The organism is Chryseobacterium echinoideorum, assembly GCF_007474535.1.
Classification (GTDB): domain Bacteria; phylum Bacteroidota; class Bacteroidia; order Flavobacteriales; family Weeksellaceae; genus Chryseobacterium; species Chryseobacterium echinoideorum.
This window is the reverse complement of record NZ_VKNW01000001.1, coordinates 437,018-462,570: the sequence shown is the minus strand read 5'-3', so window position 1 is coordinate 462,570 and position 25,553 is coordinate 437,018. Positions and strand designations below refer to the sequence as shown.

General features: G+C 36.1%; 25 protein-coding genes and 1 tRNA gene. 18 read left to right on the top strand and 8 right to left on the bottom strand.

The window, feature by feature from the left end; translation table 11 throughout:
* From FOL89_RS01925 to FOL89_RS01885, 9 genes are all read left to right on the top strand, one after another.
* On the top strand, positions 1-684 hold the full coding sequence (locus FOL89_RS01925) for a TerD family protein (RefSeq protein WP_144281159.1): 684 nt from the start codon (positions 1-3) through the stop codon (positions 682-684).
* Positions 685-690: 6 nt separating this feature from the next.
* Complete coding sequence (locus tag FOL89_RS01920) at positions 691-1,329, top strand: vWA domain-containing protein (protein ID WP_144281158.1); 639 nt, start codon at positions 691-693, stop codon at positions 1,327-1,329.
* Positions 1,330-1,333: 4 nt separating this feature from the next.
* On the top strand, positions 1,334-1,972 hold the full coding sequence (locus FOL89_RS01915) for a vWA domain-containing protein (RefSeq protein ID WP_144281157.1): 639 nt from the start codon (positions 1,334-1,336) through the stop codon (positions 1,970-1,972).
* A gap of 14 nt (positions 1,973-1,986) precedes the next feature.
* Positions 1,987-3,030 (top strand): TerY-C metal binding domain-containing protein, encoded by a 1,044-nt coding sequence (locus tag FOL89_RS01910; protein WP_144281156.1) that lies wholly within the window; start codon positions 1,987-1,989, stop codon positions 3,028-3,030.
* 1 nt (position 3,031) lies between these two features.
* Positions 3,032-4,531, top strand: a complete 1,500-nt coding sequence (locus FOL89_RS01905) for a PP2C family serine/threonine-protein phosphatase (protein ID WP_144281155.1) — start codon at positions 3,032-3,034, stop codon at positions 4,529-4,531.
* An 11-nt stretch (positions 4,532-4,542) separates the two neighbouring features.
* On the top strand, positions 4,543-6,081 hold the full coding sequence (locus FOL89_RS01900; protein ID WP_144281154.1) for a helix-hairpin-helix domain-containing protein: 1,539 nt from the start codon (positions 4,543-4,545) through the stop codon (positions 6,079-6,081).
* Positions 6,082-6,085: 4 nt separating this feature from the next.
* Entirely contained in the window at positions 6,086-7,159 is a 1,074-nt protein-coding gene (locus FOL89_RS01895) for a TerC family protein (protein ID WP_144281153.1), read from the top strand.
* 109 nt (positions 7,160-7,268) lie between these two features.
* Positions 7,269-7,898 carry a type IV toxin-antitoxin system AbiEi family antitoxin domain-containing protein gene (locus tag FOL89_RS01890; protein ID WP_144281152.1) on the top strand — a complete coding sequence of 210 codons (630 nt, stop codon included), beginning with the start codon at positions 7,269-7,271 and terminating at the stop codon, positions 7,896-7,898.
* Positions 7,895-8,746 carry a nucleotidyl transferase AbiEii/AbiGii toxin family protein gene (locus FOL89_RS01885; RefSeq protein ID WP_144281151.1) on the top strand — a complete coding sequence of 284 codons (852 nt, stop codon included), beginning with the start codon at positions 7,895-7,897 and terminating at the stop codon, positions 8,744-8,746. Before FOL89_RS01890 ends, FOL89_RS01885 begins: the two co-directional genes overlap by 4 nt.
* Positions 8,747-8,892: 146 nt before the next feature.
* On the opposite strand, the gene FOL89_RS01880 is transcribed toward FOL89_RS01885, so the two are convergent.
* A tRNA-Gln gene (locus FOL89_RS01880) sits at positions 8,893-8,963 on the bottom strand.
* A gap of 99 nt (positions 8,964-9,062) precedes the next feature.
* Between FOL89_RS01880 and FOL89_RS01875 the strand changes: the two genes are divergently transcribed.
* From FOL89_RS01875 to FOL89_RS01855, 5 genes are all read left to right on the top strand, one after another.
* A complete protein-coding gene (locus FOL89_RS01875) occupies positions 9,063-10,085 on the top strand; it encodes an acyl-CoA synthetase family protein (RefSeq protein ID WP_144281150.1) in 1,023 nt (340 codons plus the stop codon).
* A gap of 22 nt (positions 10,086-10,107) precedes the next feature.
* Positions 10,108-10,500: an alternative ribosome rescue aminoacyl-tRNA hydrolase ArfB gene (gene arfB / locus FOL89_RS01870; protein ID WP_144281149.1), complete on the top strand. Its 393-nt coding sequence runs from the start codon at positions 10,108-10,110 to the stop codon at positions 10,498-10,500.
* A 48-nt stretch (positions 10,501-10,548) separates the two neighbouring features.
* On the top strand, positions 10,549-11,217 hold the full coding sequence (locus tag FOL89_RS01865) for a hypothetical protein (protein WP_144281148.1): 669 nt from the start codon (positions 10,549-10,551) through the stop codon (positions 11,215-11,217).
* Positions 11,218-11,243: 26 nt separating this feature from the next.
* A complete protein-coding gene (locus FOL89_RS01860) occupies positions 11,244-12,218 on the top strand; it encodes a deoxyhypusine synthase family protein (protein WP_144281147.1) in 975 nt (324 codons plus the stop codon).
* A 117-nt stretch (positions 12,219-12,335) separates the two neighbouring features.
* Complete coding sequence (locus tag FOL89_RS01855) at positions 12,336-12,989, top strand: ComF family protein (protein WP_144281146.1); 654 nt, start codon at positions 12,336-12,338, stop codon at positions 12,987-12,989.
* Between the two features lie 31 nt (positions 12,990-13,020).
* Here the strand turns inward: FOL89_RS01855 and upp are convergent, their stop codons facing one another.
* Positions 13,021-13,674: a uracil phosphoribosyltransferase gene (gene upp, locus FOL89_RS01850; protein ID WP_144281145.1), complete on the bottom strand. Its 654-nt coding sequence runs from the start codon at positions 13,672-13,674 to the stop codon at positions 13,021-13,023.
* Between the two features lie 81 nt (positions 13,675-13,755).
* Positions 13,756-15,066 carry a ribosome biogenesis GTPase Der gene (gene der, locus FOL89_RS01845; protein ID WP_144281144.1) on the bottom strand — a complete coding sequence of 437 codons (1,311 nt, stop codon included), beginning with the start codon at positions 15,064-15,066 and terminating at the stop codon, positions 13,756-13,758.
* A gap of 318 nt (positions 15,067-15,384) precedes the next feature.
* Between der and FOL89_RS01840 the strand changes: the two genes are divergently transcribed.
* Complete coding sequence (locus FOL89_RS01840) at positions 15,385-15,843, top strand: heme-binding domain-containing protein (RefSeq protein WP_144281143.1); 459 nt, start codon at positions 15,385-15,387, stop codon at positions 15,841-15,843.
* A gap of 3 nt (positions 15,844-15,846) precedes the next feature.
* Complete coding sequence (locus FOL89_RS01835; RefSeq protein WP_144281142.1) at positions 15,847-16,260, top strand: thiol-disulfide oxidoreductase DCC family protein; 414 nt, start codon at positions 15,847-15,849, stop codon at positions 16,258-16,260.
* A 65-nt stretch (positions 16,261-16,325) separates the two neighbouring features.
* Here the strand turns inward: FOL89_RS01835 and FOL89_RS01830 are convergent, their stop codons facing one another.
* Positions 16,326-17,753 carry an alpha-amylase gene (locus tag FOL89_RS01830; RefSeq protein ID WP_144281141.1) on the bottom strand — a complete coding sequence of 476 codons (1,428 nt, stop codon included), beginning with the start codon at positions 17,751-17,753 and terminating at the stop codon, positions 16,326-16,328.
* Between the two features lie 283 nt (positions 17,754-18,036).
* On the opposite strand from FOL89_RS01830, the gene FOL89_RS01825 reads away from it, so the two are divergent.
* Together FOL89_RS01825 and murA are read left to right on the top strand one after the other, a co-directional pair.
* A complete protein-coding gene (locus tag FOL89_RS01825; RefSeq protein ID WP_144281140.1) occupies positions 18,037-18,687 on the top strand; it encodes a DUF4290 domain-containing protein in 651 nt (216 codons plus the stop codon).
* Between the two features lie 3 nt (positions 18,688-18,690).
* A complete protein-coding gene (gene murA / locus FOL89_RS01820) occupies positions 18,691-19,998 on the top strand; it encodes a UDP-N-acetylglucosamine 1-carboxyvinyltransferase (protein WP_144281139.1) in 1,308 nt (435 codons plus the stop codon).
* Positions 19,999-20,118: 120 nt separating this feature from the next.
* Here murA and FOL89_RS01815 read toward each other — a convergent pair whose 3' ends face one another.
* From FOL89_RS01815 to FOL89_RS01800, 4 genes are all read right to left on the bottom strand, one after another.
* The gene (locus tag FOL89_RS01815) at positions 20,119-20,430 is read right to left on the bottom strand and encodes an NIL domain-containing protein (protein WP_144281138.1); all 312 of its coding nucleotides are present in this window, start codon (positions 20,428-20,430) and stop codon (positions 20,119-20,121) included.
* Positions 20,431-20,595: 165 nt separating this feature from the next.
* Positions 20,596-23,445 carry a M16 family metallopeptidase gene (locus FOL89_RS01810; protein ID WP_144281137.1) on the bottom strand — a complete coding sequence of 950 codons (2,850 nt, stop codon included), beginning with the start codon at positions 23,443-23,445 and terminating at the stop codon, positions 20,596-20,598.
* A gap of 308 nt (positions 23,446-23,753) precedes the next feature.
* Positions 23,754-24,434, bottom strand: a complete 681-nt coding sequence (locus FOL89_RS01805; protein ID WP_144281136.1) for a hypothetical protein — start codon at positions 24,432-24,434, stop codon at positions 23,754-23,756.
* Between the two features lie 120 nt (positions 24,435-24,554).
* Positions 24,555-25,496: a T9SS type A sorting domain-containing protein gene (locus tag FOL89_RS01800; protein WP_144281135.1), complete on the bottom strand. Its 942-nt coding sequence runs from the start codon at positions 25,494-25,496 to the stop codon at positions 24,555-24,557.
* Between the last annotated feature and the right edge of the window lie 57 nt (positions 25,497-25,553).

The following is a 25,553-nucleotide window of genomic DNA, read 5'->3' as shown; positions in this document are numbered from 1 at the left end:
ATGGCTATAAACCTGCAAAAAGGTCAAAAAATTGACTTAAGAAAAGAATCTGGCGAGAAACTGACGAACTTCTGCGTTGGCGTAAACTGGGGTGCGATTGAAACAACAAAACCCGGTTTATTCGGTTTCGGATCAAAAAAAGTTGTAGAAGATGTTGATCTTGATTTGAGTTGCATTATGACCAATGATGCCGGAGCATTGATCGACTACATTTATTCACCGGATTACAATGCCTGGCTCCAAAAAAATAATATGCCTTTAGGGAAATTATCCTCACAAACGGGCGCACTAAAGCACAGCGGAGACGACAGACAGGGCGATGTTGGAGGTGATGATGGTCTGGACAATGAAATTATTGCGGTGAATCTGAATCTTTTACCGCCAAATATCACGAAAATCTTTTTCTTTATCAACATTTATCTGAATCCCGGCCAAAACATTGATTTTTCAAAAGTGCCATATGCAAAAATTAGAATGTATGAAGGCACGCCAACGAGAGTGCAGCAAGTTCATTCTCAATACGATATTGTGACAGACAATTCTTATATTGGAAAAGGTGCACTTATTTTAGGCAAATTATACAATAGAAACGGAGACTGGAAATTTGATGCTATCGGTGATCCAACAAACGACCAAATTTTTGTGCAAACCATTTCTACAATTTTAAAGAAACACGCTAAATAATTAATTATGAGAAGACTACCGGTATATTTATTACTTGACACTTCAGGCTCTATGACGGGCGAACCTATCGAAGCCGTGAAAAACGGTGTGCAGATGATGATGCACTCATTACGCCAAAATCCACAGGCCATAGAAACGGCTTATGTGAGCATTATTACTTTCGATGTCGATGCGAAACAGATTATTCCCCTTACAGATTTGGCTTCGTTTCAAATGGTGGATATCAAAGCGCAGGGAACAACTTCCCTTGGTGCGGCGCTTTCACTTTTGGCCGACAAGATGCAATCCGAAATTACAAAAACCACCACGGAGCAAAAAGGCGACTGGAAACCACTTACCTTCATAATGACGGACGGTGTTCCTACTGATGATTGGCATTCAGGATTAAACAAATTAAAAACTGTAAACAAAGGACTTATCGTGGGCTGCGCCGCCGGACAAGGTGCGGATGATACTGTTTTAAAACAAATTACAGAATCCGTTGTGCGTTTGGACAGTGCTGATTCTGCGAGTATTGAATCATTTTTCAAATGGGTTACTGCGTCTATTTCTACGACTTCCACAAAAGTTGAAGAGTCGGGGATCGATTTGACTAAAATTGAACAACTTCCGCCACCTCCTTCCGAACTGATAATCGTTTCCTAAAAATATGAGCAGACGACTTTTAGCGTATTTCCTTTTAGATACTTCCGGCTCTATGAACGGGGAGCCGATTCACGCACTGAATAACGGATTCGGCGGACTTATAAGTATGCTTCGGTCAGATCCGCAAGCAATGGATTCACTGTATATCAGTGTGATAACTTTTGACAGAGAGGTAAAAAATCTGGTTCCGCTTACGGATATTGCAAGTTATCAGGATATAGAAATTACCTGTCCGGAAAGTGGTCCTACACATACCGGTGAAGCGTTGGAAATGGTTCACAATCTCATTTCGTCCGAAATCGTAAAAGGCTCGTCGGAAAGAAAAGGAGACTGGAAGCCGTTGCTTTTTATTTTTACAGATGGAAAACCCTCTGATTTACAGAAATATAGAGAATGGATTCCGAAAATTAAAGCGTTGGATTTTGGTGTAATCGTAGGTTGCGCGGCGGGACCAAAAGCGGAAGTCTCTTTTTTGCAGGAACTCACCGACGATGTGGTAAAACTGGACACTACCGACAGCAATACACTCACGACATTCTTTAAATGGGTAAGTTCTTCCATTGAAATGGGAAGCAAATCCCAAGGTACCGGTGAAGGTGTGCAACTGCCACCACCGCCAAGCGAACTTAATTTGATAATTTAAAAAAACAAAAAATTATGAGAAGATTACCTATCTATTTTCTTATCGATATTTCAGAATCTATGGTTGGTGAGCCAATTGAGCAGGTTCAGGAAGGTATCGCCACAATTATCAAGGAACTGAAAACCGATCCTTATGCATTAGAAACAGTTTGGGTTTCCATTATCGGTTTTGCCGGTAAAAGTAAGATTATCACGCCTTTGCAGGATATTATTACTTTTTATCCGCCAAAAATTCCGGTCGGGAGCGGCACTTCCCTTTCAAAAGGCTTGTCCGAACTTATGGCGTCTTTCGACCGAGATATTGTGAAAACTACTTTTGAGAAAAAAGGCGACTGGAAGCCTGTCGTTTTTCTTTTCACGGACGGAATTCCTACCGACAATCCGGATTCTGAAATTCAGCGTTGGAATAATAACTACCGCAGCAAATGCAATATGGTTGCGATTTCTATTGGTGATAATACCAACTACAATCTTTTAGGCAAAATTACCGATCAGGTTTTGCTATTCAACAATACCAATGCACAGGCTTACAAAGATTTCTTTAAATGGGTGACCGCGTCTATAAAAGCGACAAGCGAACAGGTAACTAACGAAAATAAGGAAGGAATCAACCTTTCTAAAGCCAATTCCGGCGTGGTGAAAGAGATTGATTTATCCAAAAACCATTCTGTTCCGGATAATAATTTTGTGGTTCTTAATGGGAAATGCTCCAATACCGATAAATCTTATTTGATTAAATTTAAAAAAGACACGGAAGAATCGTCGGTTCCGGGATTTTCCACGCGCTATTACCAAATAGAAGGAGCGTATAAAATTGACGATAATGCCTACCGCGAACTTTCTGAAGGCGGTTCCACCAAACTCAAAATAAATTCTGACGAACTGCGCGGAAACCCGAGTTGCCCTTGCTGTGGCAATAATTACGGATTAGCAACCTGCCAATGCGGGGGAATCCACTGTATTTCCGGACAAGGCGCGAGCAAATGCCCTTGGTGTGGAAACGAAGGTTACTACGGAATTTCCGACGAAAGTTTTGACATAGGAAGAACTTTAGGCTAGTATGGAAGAATTTCTAAAAGTACTTATCGCCGAATTCGGGATTACACAGTCTAAAGCAACGGATAAAGCCATAGAAAAATTGGTGGACAGTAACAAAATCAAGGCTCTTTCCGACCAAATAACAGAAGTTAAACAACAAATAATCAACCTGTTTGTGATTTCAAAAGAAAAAGAAGAATTTAAGGAGAGGCATTTTATTATAGAAAATGCCAATGCCAAAAAAGATTATAACTTCCAACTGAACCTGGAAGACTTTCCCAATATTGCAATCACTGAAATCCGCAACCTGGATTCTCTGGGACTTGAATTTGACCCAAAAGAAGGGAGAATTTTTGGCAAACCAGTAATCGCAGGCTCTACAGATTTGCATATTGTTTTCTTCCATAAACAGGACGAGAATTTGGCAGAAGACATAAAGGTTGTGCCTTTTATTATCAATTCAGACCCTAAAGATCTGTGGAAAAATATCGCGAGCGACCCTGATTCTAAATGGGCAAAACCTGATGATGTTGCAGAAAAAGGGACTTTTCTCGACAAAAAATATGTTGTTGCTTCACGAAGAGGAAGATCGCACGCCCACGAAGGAAAATTCCGGGACGATCATTTTTGCGTAAAATCTTTACCGCAGGGTTGGGCAATTGCTGCCGTGGCAGACGGGGCTGGTTCTGCTTCTTATGCGAGAGAAGGCTCCAAGATTGCAACAGAATTTTTATGTGAACAGTTCAATAATGAGGAACTGATGGTTTCTTTGGACGGTTTGCTTCGAAATTATTTTTCCCCAACAGAAAATAGTCTTGAAATAACACAGGAAACTGAAGTCGAAAATTTAGATGGAGAAAATTCAGACGATGCAAATTCAATTTCCGAAACTGAAAATATCGAGCCTAGAGAACCGGAACCGAGCGAAAAACCTTCGTTAGAAAAATCTGCAAAATCCGGCATTGTCAATACTTTATACAAAGAGGTTTTGAATGTTCACAAAAAACTGAACGAAACCGCACAAGAAAACAGCCTTACTCTCAAAGACCTTAACACCACGCTGATTTTTACTTTGGTAAAGAAATTTGAATTTGGATATGCAGTTTTGTCTTTTGGTGTTGGAGATTGCCCTATAAATATCATTTCCGCAGATAATCAAAATGTTGAACTTCTGAATATGATGGATGTTGGAGATTTTGGCGGAGGAACAAGGTTTATCACAATGCCGGAAATTTTTTCAAATCCAAATATGGGCGCAAGGTTTTCCATTAATAAATATGACGACTTTTCCAAGTTAGTCCTGATGACAGATGGAATTTACGATCCAAAATTCGTAACAGAAAATAAACTGGAAGATTTAAACGCCTGGAATATTTTCCTGGAGGATTTGGACGGAAAAAATGAGGATTTGGCAAAAGTGGATTTCAAAAATGATGAAGATATTGAAAATCAGTTGCTGAAATGGATGGATTTCTGGAATAAAGGCAACCACGACGACCGCACTTTGGCGATAATTTATTAATATTATTGATTATGGCGACAATAAAGGTAAACTCAATAATAGACTCCTCCAAATCCTACGAATATGTGGATGACGGCAACCCGAAAGCAGGCGGTGTAAAAGATGTCTATTTCGCACCGGACAGAAAGTATGTAATTGGTTTTTACAGGCAAAACAAAAATAAACCGCAAACTCCTTTAGAATATCAGCAACAAAAGGAAAGGATTACAAAAATTGCCAAAGATTATCTTATTAATATTCAAAATGGAACGGTGCCAAATTTTTGGCTGGATGAAATTTTCCGCTGGCCAACAGATGTGGTGGAAAAAGACGGTAAATTGGGCGTGGTTGTGCCGATTTACCAAAGCAAATTTTTCTTCGCTAAAGGTTATACTTCCAACGATTCCGTAAAAGGCGGTGAGAAGGTTGGGAAATGGTTTACAACACCCTCTTTTAGAAACAAAAAGTATCCGCTTGCACTGGATAAATCTGAACTTGGCGACTGGTTAAGTTACTTTCAAATTTGTATCAACATTTGTCGCGGTGTAAAAAAAATGCACCAAATGGGATTGGCGCATTCGGATTTGTCCTACAATAATGTTTTGGTGGATCCGGTCACGAAATCCGCCTCCATTATTGATATTGATGGTTTAGTGGTCCCTGGTCTTTTTCCACCCGATGTTATTGGGACGGCAGATTTTATTGCGCCGGAAGTTTTGGCTACAAAACACCTCCCGATTACGGATCCGAGCAGAAAATTACCCAACCAAAAGACTGATCTGCACGCTTTAGCGGTGCTGATTTATATGTATTTACTGCGGCGTCACCCTTTGCGCGGAGGAAAAGTCTGGGATTTGGACTCTGAAAAGGACGAGGTTTTGGCGATGGGAGAAAAAGCAATTTTTGTAGAACACCCGACAGATAATACAAACCGAGTAAAGCCGGATCAATTAAAAAAATGGAACCTGTTTTGGGGCGAGCCTGAAAAACTGCCTTATACTGTCACGGGACCATATTTGAGCGCGTTATTTCGCAGGGCATTTATAGACGGTTTGCAAAATCCGATGCAGAGACCAATCGCTAATGAATGGGAAACCGCACTTCTAAAAACCGTTGATTTAATCCAGCCTTGCAGTAACCTTAATTGTGATGAGAAATGGTATGTTTTTGACAATTCGTCCAAGCCTAAATGTCCGTTTTGCGGAACGCCTCATAAAGGAACGCTTCCTGTTTTAGATCTTTACAGCAAGGTAAACGGCGATGTTTGGAAGCCGGAAAACCACAGGATTATGGTATACCATAACCAGTATCTGTTCAAATGGCATACTTCCAAAAAAATGATCCGCAATGAAAGCCTTACCGCCGAAGATAAAAAACCAGTAGGATATTTCACCTTTCACCAAAATAAATGGGTGTTGGTAAACCAAACTTTGCAGGGAATGAAGGATTTATCTGAAAATAAAGAAATACCTGTAAACTCAATGGTGGAACTCACCGAAGGGAAAAAAATTCTGCTTTCTCTGGAAGAAGGTGGCAGATTAATCTATGTAACTTTAACAAATAAAAATTAATTAAATGGATAACAGTATTATCAATTTGCACCCGGGGCTAATTGTCGGCTTTGCGGTTTTAGTAGTAATTATGCTTCTGCTGGATTTAGGAGTATTTAATAAAAAAGAGCACGAAGTTTCTTCCAAAGAAGCCACAATCTGGACGATTGTATGGATTTCGTTTGCTATGGCTTTTTCCGGGGTCGTGTATTGGGTTTATAACCAGGATGCAGGCGGACACGAAGTCGCAATTGAGAAATTCACACAATTCCAAAGTGCCTATTGGATCGAAAAAGCATTGTCAGTTGATAATCTATTTGTCTTTATTCTCGTTTTTTCGTTTTTCAATGTGCCAAAAATACTACACCACAAGGTATTATTTTGGGGGATTATCGGAGCGTTGGTTTTCAGGGCGATATTCATTTTTGCAGGTGTAGGACTAATAAACCTCACTTATCTCAATCCTTTATTGGAAATGGCAGGAATAGCACCTTTAAAATGGAATATAAATTTGATTCTTACTGGTTTTGGTATTTTTCTTATTTATGCCGGAATTAAATCTTGGATGGAAGCAAGCGGTGGCGATGACGAAGAGGAGCAGGATTTTAGTAATTCTGCCGGTGCTAAACTCGTAAGAAGATTTTACAAAGTGAGCGATAATTTTGACGGAGGAAAATTTTTCACTGTTCAAAACGGAATTAAAATGGCAACCCCACTTCTTACCGTTATTGCGGTAATTGAGTTTACAGATTTGCTGTTTGCGGTAGATTCCATACCGGCTATTTTTGCAATTTCAGATGATCCATTTATTCTTTATACTTCAAATATTTTTGCAATTCTGGGATTAAGGTCGCTCTATTTTCTATTGGCAAATTTTATCCATATGTTCAGCAAACTTCCGTATGGTTTGGCATTTGTGTTAGGCTTTATTGGTGTGAAAATGGTAATCGCACCTTTCTATCATATTTCTTCACCAGTTTCATTGGGAATTGTTGCAGGTATTTTGATAATATCGGTAGTTCTTTCCCTTGTCTTCCCCGAAACCAAAGAAGATATCACTTCTGCGTTGGATGATGACTTAACAGGAACAGACTTATAATAATTTTTAAAGCCTTATCTCTGTAAATCCTACCCACTAATTTTCGTAATTTAAAAAACAGATAATCGGAAATTATCCGATTATCTGTTTTATTTTTTACATTTGTAATGTGAATTTTGAAAGAGAAATATCAGCCTTCCAATCCCAACCGATTCCTCACTCGGTGATGTTGTCGCTGTTGAATGACTACAAAAGACCGAACGACAAAATTCACGAAATGATTCAGAAAAGAGAATTGTTATCTTTAAAAAAAGGCCTGTATATCCTTAATTCCGAACTGCTTCCGGAGCCTTTCGCTGTTGCAAACGCGATATATGGACCGAGTTATATCTCGGCGGAATCGGCACTGTCCTACCGTGAAATTATTCCCGAGAAAGTTTTCAGCATTGTCTCGATGACTATGAAGCCTTCCAAAAATTTCAAAAATCAACTCGGAAATTTTGAGTTTAAAAAAGTCCCGACACCTTATTACGCGTTTGGAATTGAACAGGTTGAATTACGAGAAAGCCAGTTTGCTTTATTGGCGACGGCAGAAAAAGCAATATTGGATAAAGTCGTTACAACGCGGGGAATGATTTTCCGGAGCGTGGAATCGGCCAAAACCTTTATGCTGGAAAATATGCGGATGGATGAAAGCCAACTAAAGGAATTAAACACCGCAGAAATGCAGAGTTGGATTCCTGGAGTGCCAAAAGAGGATTCGCTGAAGTTTTTAATAAAAGCCATTGAAAAATTATGATAAAGGACTGGATCGAGGAATATCAGCCAAAAACCGGAGAAGATTACAAACAGGCATTGCGAGAGATAATGCAGCAACTGGCTTTGGCAGGCTTGTCGAGAGGCGGCTTCTTCTCAAAGGCAGCGTTTTATGGCGGCACGGCTTTGAGGATATTTTACGGGCTGAACCGCTTTTCCGAGGATTTAGACTTTTCTTTGCTAAGCAGAGATGAAGATTTTCATTTGAATAATTACCTGAAGGCAATCGAAGACGAATTTCTGGCTCAGGGAATGAAGGTGAGCATGAAGACGAAAGAAAAATCTGTTCAGTCCGATATTGAATCTGCCTTTTTAAAATCTGAAACTTTGTGGAGCGAACTTATTTTAGAAACGGTTTTGCCACAAATGGGCTTGAAGGAAAGCATTGGTTTAAAAATAAAAATTGAAGTTGATACGAAGCCGCCTTTGGGTTTTGAAACCGAGGAGAAACTACTTTTGAAGCCGTTTTCGTTTTATGTAAAATGTTTTTCAATTGAGAATTTATTTGCCGGGAAAATGCACGCACTGCTTTTGAGGAAATGGGGAAACAATGTGAAAGGCCGCGACTGGTTCGATATGGAATGGTATATCCGAAAAGGCGTGAAACTGAATCTGGAACATTTCAAAATGCGTGCAGTCGACAGCAGAGACTGGGAAAAAGAAACGATGACCGAGGACGAATTTCGCGAACTGTTAAACCAGCGCATAGAAACCGTAAATTTTGAAATCGCAAAAAATGATGTAAGCCGTTTTATTCCCGATCCGAAAGTTTTGGATATTTGGTCGGAAAATTATTTTAAAGATTTAGCGGGATTGTTGAAAGTGAAGTAATTCTGCTGAAAAGGAAACTATAGTATCAAAATTATGAAATTTGAATCTCATACAATATCATTAAATAAAAACAGCCACTTTACTCCAATTATTGGCTGTAAAAGTGGCTGTAAAATTCACAATTCACTGATTATCAAATGAAATTGTAGACCCACAGGGATTCGAACCCCAGATGACTGAACCAAAATCAGTAGTGTTACCGCTACACCATGGGTCTCTGTTTGTTTTGTGGTGCAAATATACAGCGTTTTTGTTTATTTGCAAATACTTTTAAAACTTTTTTTTAAATTTACTCAGAATTTATAAGGCATACAAAGTGAAAATTGACTTCAATAATCTCAAAATTAATCAATTAAATCCCGAAAATAAATTTGAAAAAAAAATCATTTTTTTTTTAGAAGAATGGCTGTCTGACTCAGAAAAAGTCAAAATTCAGACATCCGGCTCTACCGGAATCCCCAAAATTTTCGAAATTGAAAAAAACAGAATGATAAGTTCCGCAAAAATGACCTGCGATTTTTTAAATTTAAAAAAAGAAAACTCAGCTTTGCTGTGCCTCCCCATTGAATATATCTCAGGAAAAATGATGATCGCAAGAAGCTTTGAAAGAAAACTTATGTTGACAATAAAGGAACCTTCCCTAAATCCGCTGCTGGATATAAACGATTTTATAGATTTTTGCGCAATGACTCCTTTGCAGGTAGAGAACTCTTTGAACAGAATTCAATGGATCAAAAATTTAATTATTGGCGGAGCTTCTGTTTCAGAATCACTGAAGAAAAAAATATTTCAAATCTTACTGAAATCTAACTCATCAAACCGAATTTTCGAAACTTACGGAATGTCTGAAACGCTTTCTCATATTGCATTAAAACAAATTTATCCTGTGCAGGAAGAGTTTTTTACAATTTTGGATGGCGTTAAAATCTCTACAGATGAAAGAAAATGCCTTACAATTGCTGCCCCAAAACTCAACCCAGAAGTTCTGCAAACAAATGATATTGTAGAATTAATCAGCGAAAAACAATTCATATTTTTAGGAAGATATGATAACGTCATCAATTCCGGAGGAGTGAAAATTTTTCCTGAAGAACTCGAAAATCTAGTTAAAAAAAATATTGACAGAGATTTGATATTTATCGGAAAGCCAGATGAAAAATTAGGTGAAAAACTGGTTTTGGTAATTGAAGGAAATACAGACAACGAAATTAATCACCATCTTTCTCAGATTAATTACGAAAGTAAATTTCATAGTCCAAAAGAAATTTTATTTTTAGAAAAATTTCCCAGATCAGAAAACGGAAAAGTTTTAAGACGAGAAGTTTTAAAATTAATTTAAAAAAGATATTTCCCATTTAAGCATGAAAAAATTCCAGCACGAGCTTTCTTACAAAACCTCACGAAGCAGCGGAAGCGGCGGGCAAAACGTCAACAAAGTAGAAACTTCTGTAACCGTCATGTGGAAGGTAGAAGATTCTGCCGTTTTTACCGAAATTGAAAAAGAAAGAATTTTTTTCAAGCTTAAAAACAGAATAAATTCCGAAGGCATTTTACAATTCACTGTTTCAGAAAGCAGAACCCAGCTGCAGAATAAAAAAATTGCAGCCGAAAAAATTCAGGAAATTGTACATCTTGCATTGATTATTCCTAAAAAAAGAATTGCTACCAAACCCAGCAAAGGAAAAATTGAAAAACGTCTGGAAAATAAAAAGAAAATTTCCGAGAAAAAAGAAAACAGAAAATTCAGATATTAAATCCCTCTATTTAGATAAAATTTATATTTTTGCAAAAAAAATTTAAGAATGTTTAAAAAACTAATAATTGCCGGAGTTATTTTCGCTCCATTTCTTTTTTCAGCACAGGATACAGAAGTAAAAGTTTCGGAATCTAAGGTTGCAATCATTCCTTCGGTAGGATATGCGTGGAGACTTGCTAAAATGCCTTCAGGAATCTCAAAAGACACAAGAGATTATCTGAAAGGATTGAAAAGCGGTGTGGATGTAGGAGTTTCTGCTTATTATATCATCAAAGGAAATAGTGGTGTCGGATTAAAATATTCAGGATATTTCGCCTCAAGCAACGGAAAAATTACCGTACAGGATATTAATGGGCAAAACATTTCAGGAAACGTAAGTACCAAAGATCAGATCCACTTCATAGGAGCTGCATATATGTTTTCAAATTTCAGTAGCGACACAAAGCACAAACTATTTTATGACGTTGCATTAGGAGTTATTACCTACAATACTACAACAAGCAACATCAAAGGAACAGGCTCAAGTTTAGGTGCTGAAATCAATTTTGCCTACCAATATGCCGTTACCAACAATATATTTATAGGACCAAAAATCGGGATGACCGGCGGAACTTTAAGCAAAATGAAAATGAACGGAACAACAGTAGATTTAGGAGAAGAAAAAGAAGGTTTAACAAGACTTTCTTTGAGCGCAGCCGCTACTTTCCGTTTTTAAATTTTATCTTTGCAAAAAATAAAATAATGAGCAAGCCGATTACCGAGTTTATAGAAAAATATTATCTGCACTTCAATGCAGCTGCTTTGGTAGACGCATCAAAAGGATACGTTGCCCACCTTAAAGACGGCGGAAAAATGATGATTACCCTTGCAGGAGCAATGTCTACAGCAGAATTAGGAAAAATCTTAGCTGAGATGATCCGCCAGGGAAAAGTTGATTTTATTTCCTGCACAGGAGCCAATCTTGAAGAAGATCTGATGAATCTTGTCGCTCATTCTCATTATGAAAGAGTTCCTCATTACAGAGATTTAACAGCTCAGGACGAATGGGATCTTTTAGAAAGAGGTCTAAACAGAGTAACTGACACGTGTATCCCTGAAGAAGAAGCTTTCCGAAGACTACAGAAACATATTGTAGAAATCTGGAAGGATGCCGAAGCTAAAGGTGAAAGATATTTCCCGCATGAATTTATGTATCAAATGATTCTTTCCGGAGTTTTGGAACAGTATTACGAAATTCCAAGAGAAAACTCATGGATGATTGCTGCAGCCGAGAAAAATCTTCCGATTGTAGTTCCGGGATGGGAAGATTCTACCATGGGAAATATTTTTGCTTCTTACTGCATCAAAGGTGAGCTGAAAGCGACCACTATGAAATCAGGAATTGAATATATGACTTACCTCGCAGACTGGTATACCAAAAATTCCGGAGGAAAAGGTGTTGGATTTTTCCAGATCGGTGGTGGAATTGCGGGAGATTTCCCAATCTGTGTAGTTCCTATGCTTTATCAGGATATGGAAATGCATGACATTCCTTTCTGGTCGTATTTCTGTCAGATTTCGGATTCTACAACGTCTTACGGTTCGTATTCTGGAGCTGTTCCTAATGAAAAAATTACATGGGGGAAACTAGATATCACCACACCAAAATTTATTGTTGAAAGTGATGCTACCATTTGTGCTCCATTAATGTTCTCATACATTTTAGAAAATGCATAGACCCAATTAAGTAAATTATTTTACTCAATATATTTAAGGAAGTTACCATTGATTTTTTCAGTGGTAACTTTTTTTTATCGTGATAATAAGCTTAAATTAGCTATAAATTATACACAAATGATTTTAGATTTATTTTTCCCTAACCGCTGTCTGGAATGCAACCGGATTATTGAAAGTGAAGAGCTGGTTTGCCCAGTATGTTTTAGCCAGATTCAATTTACTTATCATGATATTTTATCAGAAAACTCATTAAAAGAAAGGTGTACATTACTTTTTCCATTGGAAAAGGCTTTCGCACTGATGAAATTTGAAAAAGAAAGTCTAAGCCGTAAAATCATTCATGAATTAAAATATAAAAGCAGAGAAAAAGTTGGAAAGATTTTAGCTGAATGGACTTCTGAATATCTGGATTTTAAAGATGAAAAACCAGACTTATTGGTTACCGTTCCACTTCATCCTAAGAAAACGAAAGAAAGAGGATATAATCAGCTTCACCTGTTTACCGAACAGCTTTCTCAGTTATATCAAATTCCTTTTGACCATACTTTAATTAAACGAAATTATTATTCTTCTGCACAGGCGTTAAAAGACAAAAAGCGCCGGTTAGAAAACCAAAATACATTTTCGGTCACCAAAACAGTTGAAGACCAACACATTCTGCTTATTGATGATGTATTTACAACAGGAAACACACTGGCTTCCGTTGCATGGGAAATTTTAAAGAAAGGAAATAATAAAATAAGTGTCTTAGTTATGGCAATGGATATATAATGTCTATGGTTTGAAAGATTGTAGTTAAAGTTTATCGCTGCAACTTTTCACCATAACTCAAATCTCCTGCATCACCTAATCCCGGAGTAATATAACCTTTTGAAGTAAGATCTTCATCAATAGCTCCCACCCAGATGTTAGCATTCGGATACGCTTTTTCGATAGTTTCTACACCTTGTTTTGAGGCAATTGCCGCCACAATATGAAGTTGGGAAGGGTTTCCGTTTGTTAAAAGATCTTTGATTGCTTCAATTAAAGAAGCTCCTGTTGCCAACATCGGATCAGCAACGATTAAAGGTCTTCCTTCGATATTGGGACAGGTTAAATAATCCTGCTTGATGGAAAAATAATCGTTCGCATCGTGCTTTCTATACGCAGCAACGAATCCGCAATCTGCTTTGTCAAGATAATTTAAAATTCCTTCAAACAGAGGAACTCCTGCTCTCAAAATGGTGGTTATTACAGGCTGAACAGCAACTTCTTTCACCTTAATTGTATCTAAAGGAGTCTGAATTTCAATTTCTTTCTGTTCTAAAGTTTTGCTGATCTCAAAAGCAGCAATTTCACCAATTCTTTCCATATTTCGGCGAAATCTCATGCGATCATGCTGAATTTCTACGTTTCTAAGTTCGTTGATCCAAGAATTAACTAAAGAAAATTGTTCTGATAAAACGATAGTGTTCATTATTTTTGAAAAGCTTTTATCTAATATATATTAAATGAAGAATAAAATCCCTCTCAGAAAAATCTGAAAGGGATTAAAAATTTATTTTTGTCTGAAATACACTTCGATAGGAACTCCGGTAAAGCCGAATTCTTTTCTTAGTTGGTTTTCAGTAAATCTTTTATACGGTTCTTTTACATATTGCGGTAAATTACAGAAAAATACAAACTGAGGTGATGGCGTAGGAAGCTGTACACAATATTTTATTTTAATGTATTTTCCTTTATTTGCAGGTGGTGGTGTTGCTTCAAAGATAGGAAGCATCACTTCATTCAGTTTTGAAGTTTTGATTTTCTTTTTGCGATCTTCGTAAACAGTCATTGCTGTTTCTACTACTTTTAAAATTCTTTGCTTCGTTAAAGCTGAAACAAAAAGAATCGGAATATCGCTGAACTGACCGATTTTGTCTTTGATAGATTTTTCAAAGTCTCTTACCGTATTGGTAGTTTTATCTTCAACCAAATCCCATTTATTAACCACAATCACGATACCTTTTCTGTTTTTCTGAGCCAGCCCGAAAATGTTCATATCCTGAGATTCCCATCCCAGAGTAGCATCCACCATAATAATTACCACATCAGAAAATTCAATAGAACGGATGGAACGCATCACGGAATAAAATTCAAGATCTTCCGAAACTTTAGATTTCCTTCTCATTCCGGCAGTATCTACCAATACGAATTCGTGCCCGAATTTGTTATATAAAGTCTGAATACTGTCTCTCGTAGTCCCTGCAACATCGGTTACAATATTGCGGTCTTTATCAAGCAGGGCATTGGTAAGTGTTGATTTTCCTACGTTAGGACGACCTGCAATTGTAATTTTTGGAAGACCTTCAAAAGGGTCTTTGTATTCTGTAGTCGGGAAATCTTTCACCACATCATCTAGCAATTCTCCGGTTCCGCTTCCTGTTGCAGATGACAATGTATAATATTTATCTATTCCAAGCTGATAAAATTCTGTAGCATCCAGCTCTTCTTTAGAAGAATCTACTTTATTAACCACAATATACACCGGCTTGTTTGATCTTCTCAGCATCTCATGTATTTCGTAGTCTGTATCTGTAAGCCCCTCTTCCACATTCAGCATAAAAATAATTGAAGTCGCTTCATCAACGGCAAGCTGCACCTGTTTTGAAATTTCCCCCTGAAATGCATCATCATTATTCACATCATAACCACCAGTATCAATAACGGTAAATTCTACTCCGATCCAATCAGATTTTCCGTAATGACGGTCTCTGGTAACACCTGCTGTAGAATCTACAATAGCTTCTCTCCTTTCTAATAAACGATTAAATAACGTGGATTTTCCGACGTTGGGACGCCCAACAATGGCAACAATATTTGACATAAAATTTGTTTCTTTTAGACAAAAAAATGGATAAAAACCCTTATATAGATTTCCTTAAAATCTTTAAGTGGCTAGTTTCCAAATCTTTTGTCGTTGTAATTAAGAATGGGTTACTTCGTCTTTCGAAGCCCAAAATTTTTTGCAAAGATAAGCCTTTATTATGTACAATTTATAAAAATGCTTTTTGTAATTGAATACCTATGAAAAAACCACTATTTTTTTGTACTTTTAATTGCTTAAATTATTTTTAGGATAAGATTGAAATTCGCTATACGTTTTATTAGCTTCAATTACCATAAATGAAAAAAAAATTCCCTTATGAAAAAAATTCTTGTTGTAATATTGGTTGCTTTCATCATGATTCAGTTTTTCCCGATTGATAAAACTAACAAACCTTTGAATCCCGGAATGGATTTTTTAAAAATAAAAAACACTTCTCCCAAGATTTCAAATTTGATCAGCAATTCTTGTTACGATTGTCATTCGGATGAGACAAAATACCCATGGTACTCCAATATTGCGCCTGTATCATGGTGGCTTAAAAATCATGTGGATGAAGGTAGAAAACATCTTAATTTTTCCATTTTTGCAACTTATGAACCTAAAAGACAAATTCACAAAATGGAAGAATGCGTAGAAATGCTGGAAAAACACGAAATGCCATTAGAATCGTATTACCTCGGACATCAGGATGCTAAAATTACCGATGCCGAAAGACAGGAACTCATACAATATTTCAAAAAAGAAATAGAAGAAACCAAAATTAAAATGAAATAATCTATGCCGGAAAAATGGGAAGAAAAACATATCGTTTTCTACGATGGAGAGTGTGGGTTCTGCAATTTTTGGGTGCAGTGGATTTTGGAGCGCGATAAAAACGATAAGTTTATGTTTGCTTCATTACAATCAGATTTCGGACAGCGATTTTTAAAAGAAAGAGGCTTAAATACAAATGAACTAAGTACATTGTATCTTTGGAAACCTCATCAGTATTATCTCGTGAAATCTAAAGCAGTTCTCAAAATTGCCAATTTACTGGGCGGGGTTTTTAAAATTTCTTCTGTTGCCAATTTATTTCCCAAAATAATCACTGACAGCATTTACGATAAAATCTCAAAAAACAGAATGAAGCTTGCCAGTCAGAAATGTTTTTTACCAGATCAGCACCAGAAAAAGAAATTTATAGAAGTATAAATGAATTCTAGCTTATAAAATTATATTGCCCCACATTCGGGGCAATATTCTTACTTATATTTCATTTATTGATTAAGCGACCAAATCGAATAACTGTTTGGCGGACATTGTATTTTTACCCATTTATCTCCCTGAGTAGTCGGATACCAGTTTGAGTGTCCTGTAAAATCTTTAATCTGCTGATTACTCCAGTTGGTTTGAATCCATCTTTCCTGCCAGTTTGATGAACTGTTGATATAAACAACCAGCCCCGGATTACCATTGTAACCATTACGTCTTGCAATATATTCATCATTATCAGTGTAAAGGATAGAAGTAGTTCCTGTAGCTTTGTTATTGTGAATCCAGATCAGGTTATTCAGTCTTTCTTTATTCAGCCATTCCTCATAGTCTCTATAAAAAATAGTAGGATATCCCTCATGTGTTAAAATATAAGCATACGCCAATATTTTGTTCCAGATAATATCCGTATCGTGATTTGTGACAAATGTCACTGCTTTAAACGGATTTCTTTTCCACATCATATCATCATTCAATACATTCAGGTTTCCGTTATCAAAAGCTTCATCTATTTTATAATATGCTGCAAAATCAAAAACTGAGCTGTTAGCATTATTTGCCCACCACTCTAAAGTATTCACATTAGAATCCCAAAGCTCTCCCACAGAAAATCCTCCGATATTAGAATTCCAGTTGTTAACAACCCAAGGACCGAAACCTTTTACATAGTCGAATCTCCAGCCATCAAACTTCATCACATTTTTATAATACTTTCCTACAGAATCTTCTCTTTCCCATAACCAGTTTTGTACATAAGGATTAGCATGGCACAAATCCGGAAAACCGCCAAAGGCTCCTTCATCATTATTTCCGTAAGAATTTTTATAAAAATCATTGTAATTTCTTTTAAATTTTCCTGAAGCAACACCGGTAAAATCAGTCCATGTATTGGTTCCGGTAAAAGGATTGGCTTCAGACTGACCTCCACTATTGTGATTGAGTACGATATCAGCATACACCTGCATATTTTCCTCATGGGCTTTTGTAATTAGTGCTTCAAGTTCGGAACGTGACCCAAAGCGAGTTTCTACAGTTCCGTTTTGGTTATATTCTCCAAAATCATAGTAGTCTGTAGGATCATATCCCATCGAATAAGCTCCATTTTGTGCTTTCGAAGCGGGTGGAAGCCATACTGCATTAATTCCTGAATTTGACCAGTCGGTTAGTTTTCCTGTTACTGTATTCCACCAGTTTCCACCAGCGGGAACATCCCAATAAAATCCCTGCATTAAAACTCCGCCTCCTGGTCCTGAAGCAAATTTCCCATTAGGACTTCCCCCTGTACTGAAAGGTCTTCCATCGTGATTGGTCACATTTACTATCTTATCATGTACTTCTGTTTGCTGAAGACTTTTATCAACAAGTTCGTCATTTTCACATGAAGAGAGTGAAGCTAGTGCCAATACAGACACTAAAAAGTGTAATTTTCTCATTTTAGTATTTTTTTTGAATTAGTTTATAAAGTACAATTTTAATGAATTATTTTCAATAAATATAATTTTTAATTAAAACATTAATATTTAAAATCAAATAAATTGAATTATTTACATTATGTTAAATAGAAATAATATTTGATATGAATAATTAATATTTCCCCAATAAATTGGTTACAATAAAGTATCTAGTGATATCAATCTATCATAAATTATTTTTTAGTAAAAACTTAAATTAATTTTTTTCGGGTGTTTTTTTATTAATCCATATATTTGCAATACTATGGAATACAATACCCAAAAAACATATCTTAATATGCCGGAATACGGTAGAATTATACAACAGCTGGTTGAGCGTTGCAAAGAAGTTTCAGACAAAAAAGAAAGAAACGAAATGGCAATGGCAATCATTGATTTTATGGGTCAGCGAAACCCACAGCTCCGTGACGAAGAAAATTACAAACATAAACTTTGGGATCATCTTTATATTCTAGCCAATCATGATCTGGATGTAGATTCTCCCTACCCTTTTCCGACAAAAGAAGAACTCGAAGAGAAACCCAAAAGAATGGAATATCCTAAACTTCAGGGTGATTTTAAATTTTACGGAAAAAGTATTCTTCAGCTCATCGAAAAAGCAATTGAACTTGAAGCAGGTGACGAAAAAGAAGCCCTAATCGAAGTAATTGCCAATAATATGAAGAAGTCGTATAATGTTTATAATAAAGAGCACGTTACAGATGATGTGATTTTCCGACATCTAAAAGAGCTTTCACAAAACAGATTAGACCTCACCGGAATTGACAGCCTGGAGAAAAGTAAGATCTACTACGCCAACAATACCAACAGGAATAACAATAATAAAAACTCTAACAACAGAAATCAGCCTGCAAAAAGAAGATTTAATAACAACAATCATAAGAACAGAAGATAAATAATGAGTGGAACATTTCAAATAAGAGGAGGGAAAAGACTGCAAGGTGAAATCACTCCACAAGGAGCGAAAAATGAAGCGCTTCAAATTTTATGTGCAGTTTTACTGACGGATGAAGAGGTAAGAATAAAAAATATTCCGGATATTCATGATGTTAACAGGCTTATTGAAATTTTAGGTGATTTTGGCGTAAAAGTAATCAAAAATGCTCATGGAGATTACACTTTTAAAGCCGATAAGGTCAATTTTGATTATATAAAATCTAACGAATTCAAGAAAGACGGTGCAAAACTAAGAGGATCTATTATGCTGATGGGACCAATGCTTGCTCGTTATGGTGAAGCTTACATGCCAACTCCGGGTGGTGACAAAATCGGAAGAAGAAGATTGGATACGCATTTTCAGGGATTGGTAGAACTGGGTGCAGAATTTAATTATGATGATGAAGAATCTTTCTATTCGTTAAAAGCAAAGGAGCTCAATGGTAAATTTATCCTTCTGGAAGAAGCTTCCGTAACAGGGACTGCCAATATCGTGATGGCAGCAGTTTTAGCTAAAGGAAAAACAAGAATTTACAATGCAGCCTGTGAACCATATCTTCAGCAACTGTGTAAAATGCTGAACAGAATGGGAGCCAATATTTCAGGAATCGGGTCTAATCTGCTTACTGTGGAAGGCGTTACCCATTTGCGTGGCACAGAACATACGATGCTTCCTGATATGGTTGAAATTGGCTCTTGGATTGGTCTTGCTGCCATGACAAAATCTGAAATCACCATTAAAAACGTCAACTGGAATCAACTAGGTGTAATTCCGAATACATTCAGAAAACTGGGAATACAGCTTGAGCAGAGCGGTGATGACATTTATATTCCGGCTCAGGAACATTATAAAATACAGAAATTTATTGACGGATCTATCTTAACGGTATCTGATGCTCCTTGGCCGGGCTTTACACCAGATTTACTTTCTATTATATTAGTAGTGGCAACTCAGGCAAAAGGCAGCCTCTTGGTACATCAGAAAATGTTTGAATCCAGATTATTCTTCGTTGATAAACTTATTGATATGGGTGCACAGATTATTTTATGTGATCCTCACAGAGCTACAGTTATCGGTTTGAATCAGGAAGCACCTTTAAGAGGTACAACCATGGTTTCCCCTGACATCAGAGCCGGAAATGCGTTATTGATCGCTGCTCTTTCTGCCGAAGGAAAATCTATCATTCACAACATTGAGCAAATTGACCGCGGATACGAAAATATCGACGGAAGATTAAAAGCTATCGGTGCAGATATCGAAAGAATCTAGAACCTTTCAATTTTACAGATTTGCTATCATATAAAAAACGTTCAGAATTTATTTTCCGGACGTTTTATTTTATAAAAAAAGCGCCCAATATTATTGGAACGCTTATCAAACTATATGGACTTACATTGATGAATATTTTCGGCAGTTATACTCTACCGTTGTATTTAAAAGCTTGCTTTTATTAAGGAAAAACTCAACCTGTTGAGATTCTTCGTGGGTTGCATAAATACGTAATTGAAATGAACCGAAATTGTTTCCGTCAAGATATTCTACATTTGCATTGAGTAACCTGTAACAAATGCCCATTTTCTGATTTATAGTATACAAAATCTGATCAAATTTCATTTTTCCATTCAGTTCTACTTCCAGAATAAGATCTTTCCTGATACTTTTACTTACTTCAGATTGTGTCTGCACAATTGGGATAATCATCACTATAACATTTTTTAGGTTACACTTCAATTACATTTTTAATCATTAATTCTTTAGCAAAAATATAAAAAATAATTAGTCTACCAAATTAGTAGGATAAATATTTTCAGAAAAAAACAACCACTGAAAATTCAGTGGCTGCCAATTGTTCATAAAGGATTAAAATTATTTAGCAACTTCTGCTTTCATTTCTGCAGATTCATTTTTTGAAGCTTTTTCCCATCCGTCTTCAGGCATTAATGTAGCTATTACCTTTTCTTTAGTTAAATATTTTTTAGCTGCGTTCTGTAAATCTGCCGTTGTAAGATTAGCAAAAGCCGATTCCATATTCAGGAAGGCATATTTATCTCTTCCGTCCAATTGAGGCTGAGCAATCTGACCCAGCCAGAAATTATTTTCTTTCAGTCTTGACTTATAATCATTGAGCTCTCCTTCCTTGTATTTGTTGAGATCTTTTTGTTCAGGTCCTTTTTTAATGATTTTATCCAATTCATCTAATGCAATATTTGTCAATTTATCAGCATTTTCAGGACCACAAGGAAACTGCATGCTGAAAGAATACGATGGATAAGGAATTCTGCCCATCCCACCATTGGCACTCGTTGTATAAACACCTCCTGCTTCTTCTCTCAACTGTTCCGTTAATTTTATTTTTACCACTCCGCCTAAAGCTCTTAGCGCAAGATCTTCTTTTTCATTGTAAGGAGCTTCCCCGGAAAAGGTAATCTGAACCATACTTTTAGGATCCTTTCCTTTTTTGTAGGTCTTATTGATTTCTCCTTTCAGCTGTCTGTATCCGACATCTTTAAATGTCGTACTTGTTCCTTTTGTAGGCAGACTTGCAATATATTGGGTTACTAATTTTTTAAGCTCAGTCTCATCAATATTTCCCACAAAATAGAAATGAAAATTACCGGCATTACCAAATTTTTCTTTATAAATATTGTATGCTTTGTTATAATCAGTATTATCCCAATCTTCTTTTAAAGGAATAATGTTGGTGAATCTTGGGTTTTTCTGGTTCATATACTTCATATGCTCGTTCATGAAATAAAACTGAGGATTTGAAAGCATATTATCCAGGAAAGCAGACTGCTTCGTTCTGAAAGCATTGAAACTTGCCGGATCATTATTAAGACCTGTGAAATAAGCATATAAAAGCTCCATCATTGATGCAAAATCTTTTTTGGTGGATCTTCCTGTGAATCCTTCAAATAAAGTGCTGACTGCAGGATTTACAGAAACCTGCTTTCCTGCCAAATATCTGGTCACATCGTTTTGCGTAAATCCGTTAACACCAGCTTCTGTTAAGGCAGCGAAAGCATGCTGTGTTTTCAAAACATCCGAATCAGAAAGAAGAGAAGTTCCTCCTAAGCTTCTTGCAGAAAACATAATTTCATCATCTTTAAAATCTGTTTTTTTGTAAGTAACTTTTGCTCCGTTGCTTAGGGTGAAGGTCGTAGTTCCTAATTTGCTGTCTGTTTCTGTTTTAGCAATGCTGCCAGTTGATTTGAACGGCTTTACAAGGTTTTTAATACTTTCTTTTTCCTGATAAGGTTCTATTTTTGCCATTTTTAAATCAGAAAATACTTTTAAAACATCTGCTTCAGCAGGATATTTTATCGTTTCTTTTTTAGGACCTGTGATGACAATTACTCTGCTGTCTTCTTTCACATACTTCTTCAAAACATTGTTGGTTTGTTCAAGAGTAATTTTTGGCATTTCTTTTTTGTACTGTTCGTATTCCCAGGCAATACCAGGAATAGATTCTTTTTCTAAAAAATTTCTCACGTATTCACCAATCAGTCTTCCGCTTTCGGTTTTGTCTCTGTTGTTATAAGATTCTTCATATCTTGAAAGTAATTCAGTTTTTGCTCTTTCCAGCTCCGAAGTCGTAAAACCAAATCTATTGGCTCTTTCTACCTCTTCCAGCAAAACTTTCAAAGCTTCCATCTGACCTCCTTCCTTGGTCATAGCATAACCTTGAAATGCCTCCTTGGTTCTTCCCCAAGATCCGCCGTGATAAACATATCCAAAAGTAAAGGGAGGATTATTAGATTCCACCATATCATTATAGCGGTTATTAATCATTGTAGAAACTACATTATCTAAGATACTCTTATTAAAATCCTCCACAGTAAGATCCGGAGTGTAATTTTCAGTGTCTTTCATCACAAACTGAACACTTGAGCTTGTAGCATCAGGATCATTTTCAATAGAAACTAAAGTTTCCTTGTGATTAGGAATTTCAAAAACATTTCGCTTTCTTGGAGACGCCGGATTTTTATATTTACCGAAATTAGCTTTTATTTTCTGTTCAATTTCATCTACATTAATATCGCCTACAATTACTAATGCCATTAGATCCGGACGGTACCAATCTTTATGAAACCTTCTCAGCACATCTGGATTAAATTTTTCTAAGATTTCTTTTTTTCCTATTGGAAGCCTTTTTGCATACGCAGAATTATACATCATTTTGGGCAGCCATTTATCCATCATTCTTTTATCTGCACCTAATCCTAAACGGAGTTCTTCCAAGACCACTCCTCTTTCTTTGTTGATTTCCTTATCGGTAAGAAGTGCATTGAAAGCCCAGTCTTCCATTACTTTAAGGCCTGTATCAAGATTACCCGGTTTATCTAAAGGAACGGGGAGCATATAAACCGTTTCGTCAAAACTGGTATATGCATTAAGATGCTGACCAAATTTAATTCCTATGGATTCCAATGCATCCACCAATTTGTTTCCGGGAAAATTTTTAGTTCCGTTGAAATTCATGTGTTCCATGAAGTGAGCCAACCCTTGCTGATCTTCATCTTCCAAAATAGAACCTGCATCTATAGCAAGACGCATTTCTACTTTTTTTTCAGGCTTTACATTTTTTTTGATATAAAACTTCATTCCGTTGGGAAGAATACCTGTTCTCACAGATGGATCTACCGGTATATTCTGTGCAAAAGCACTAGCCGACATCAATACAATGGCGACTGCAGACAAAAACATTTTTTTCATAGATGATTATTATTAATTTTATGGTTTACTATAACTATTCACTTAACGAAGAAATAATAACAATATTATACTCAAACTGAATATTCAATATTATTGATGGTTATTATTAATGTGTAATGTGATGATTCAATTCAGAAACAGAATGCAATAAAATCGATAAGGTGTTTTTCATCATTTATTAATTTCTGACAAAAATAGAATAATCTTAAACAAAAAAACACTAATTTCTTAGTTAAATATTAGTTAAAACTCCACGATAAATAAAAAAACCGGAACAAATCCGGTTAAATCATATCAAAATATTAATTTTATTTAAAATCTGCATCACTCACTCCTGAATTCAAAGTTACTTTGATGGTTTTAATAGCTACTTTCTGACCTCCTCCTTCTGCTTCTATCAGTTCTGGAAATTTGACACCATCTATAGTAATATAGCTTTTAATAACAGCACTGCTTTGTGCGTTAACTGTTTTATAAAGCAAACCTGTAGAAGTATCAAAATAAAGTTTAGTTCCATTAGAAATTAAAACATTATAATTTTTACCTTCTGAAGATTCTGAAGCAGAAGTAAATTTTGAAGCTTCAAAACCCAATGCATCTATTGTTCTTCCTTTTTTCAGTTCCAAAATCCTGTCTGAAGTAAAATCTACTCTCTGTCCTGTCTGGTTAGAATACCCTTTTTCACCGTCAAATACACTTATAATTTCTCTTCCCATGATGGTCTGTACAGACCTAAATTTATTTCCCATTTTTTTTGTAACTGAATTGATCTCTACACCCTGAGTAGAAATAACATCTTCACTAATGGATGATTTTACAGATTCAAGTTTAGATCTTCCGCCTATAGCTTCAATATATTTATCTATAATCTGTTGTGGAGTAAGCTGATACTTTACTTTTGAAACAGTTATTTCTGATCCCTTAAAGTTTGCATTAACAGTTGAAGAAACCAATACCGCACAGAAAAATGGAATGATCATTTTTTTCATTTTAAAAATTTTAAAAGTAAATATATGAAAATAGTGGATTATAAGGTCAATTCTGATCATCAAAAAGCCTTAAGAATATATCCTAAGGCTTCATAACAATATTAGAATATGGAAATAAGATTAATCTTTAATGAATTTTGTGGTTTTTGAATTTCCGTCCTGATCTATTATTTGTAAAATATAATTTCCTTTTGAAAGGCTGCTTACATTAAGCTGCGGAGTTCTGGAAATATCTTTTTGGGAATATACTTTTTGTCCCGCCATATTAAATACATTAAATTCTACAACATCACGAGCAGATTTTACATACAGATAATCTTTTACCGGATTAGGATAAACTGAGAAAGTATCATCAAATTCTACAGACTTTACACCCAGTGCATCAACTGCATTAATTTTTACATAAGAAAAATTTGCTTGAACAATAGTTCCCGATGATTGTTGCCAGCAAGCACTGAATAAAGTTCCGTATCCTGTAGAAGAAGTTCCGGACGAATGAGTAGAAGCGGAAGTCCCGTCACTTCCTGTATGACGTATTTCAATTAAAAGATTGGTACCCGTATATAAGTATGGAGTATCAAAAACAATATCAAATGTAAAATTATTCGGATTACCTCCTACAGTAAATGATCCCGCCGGAATTACCAAACTTCCTGCACGAACCTGAGTTTGTGTTCCCACCACATTTGCTGCAAAATTAAACTGTCTGTTAACCGGATCTACACTGTCACTCAGATAAATCTGATAATCTGAAAATGTAGTGACGGAGGCTGGCCATGGATTGGATGCAGTTGTTGGTAATCTAAACGAAATCGAAGTAAGATACTTACCAGAAAGTGTGGTAAGCTGCGAATCATCAATAAGCAATTGATTATTTCTTGCACTGTTTGTCAAAGGTCCAATGAAAGCTCCGGTTACAAAATTTTCAGGTACAATTTTAGAAGTTTGAGCATTCACATTTCCTGATATAATTGCAATAATGAAAAAACAAATCAGCAAAGCATTTTGCTTAACTATACAATTGTTTTTTTTGGAATTAAAAATAAGTAAAGGTATAATCATAATATAATTTTTTTATAATCAGGAAGATACAAAAAAAAACAACAATATTATGCAATG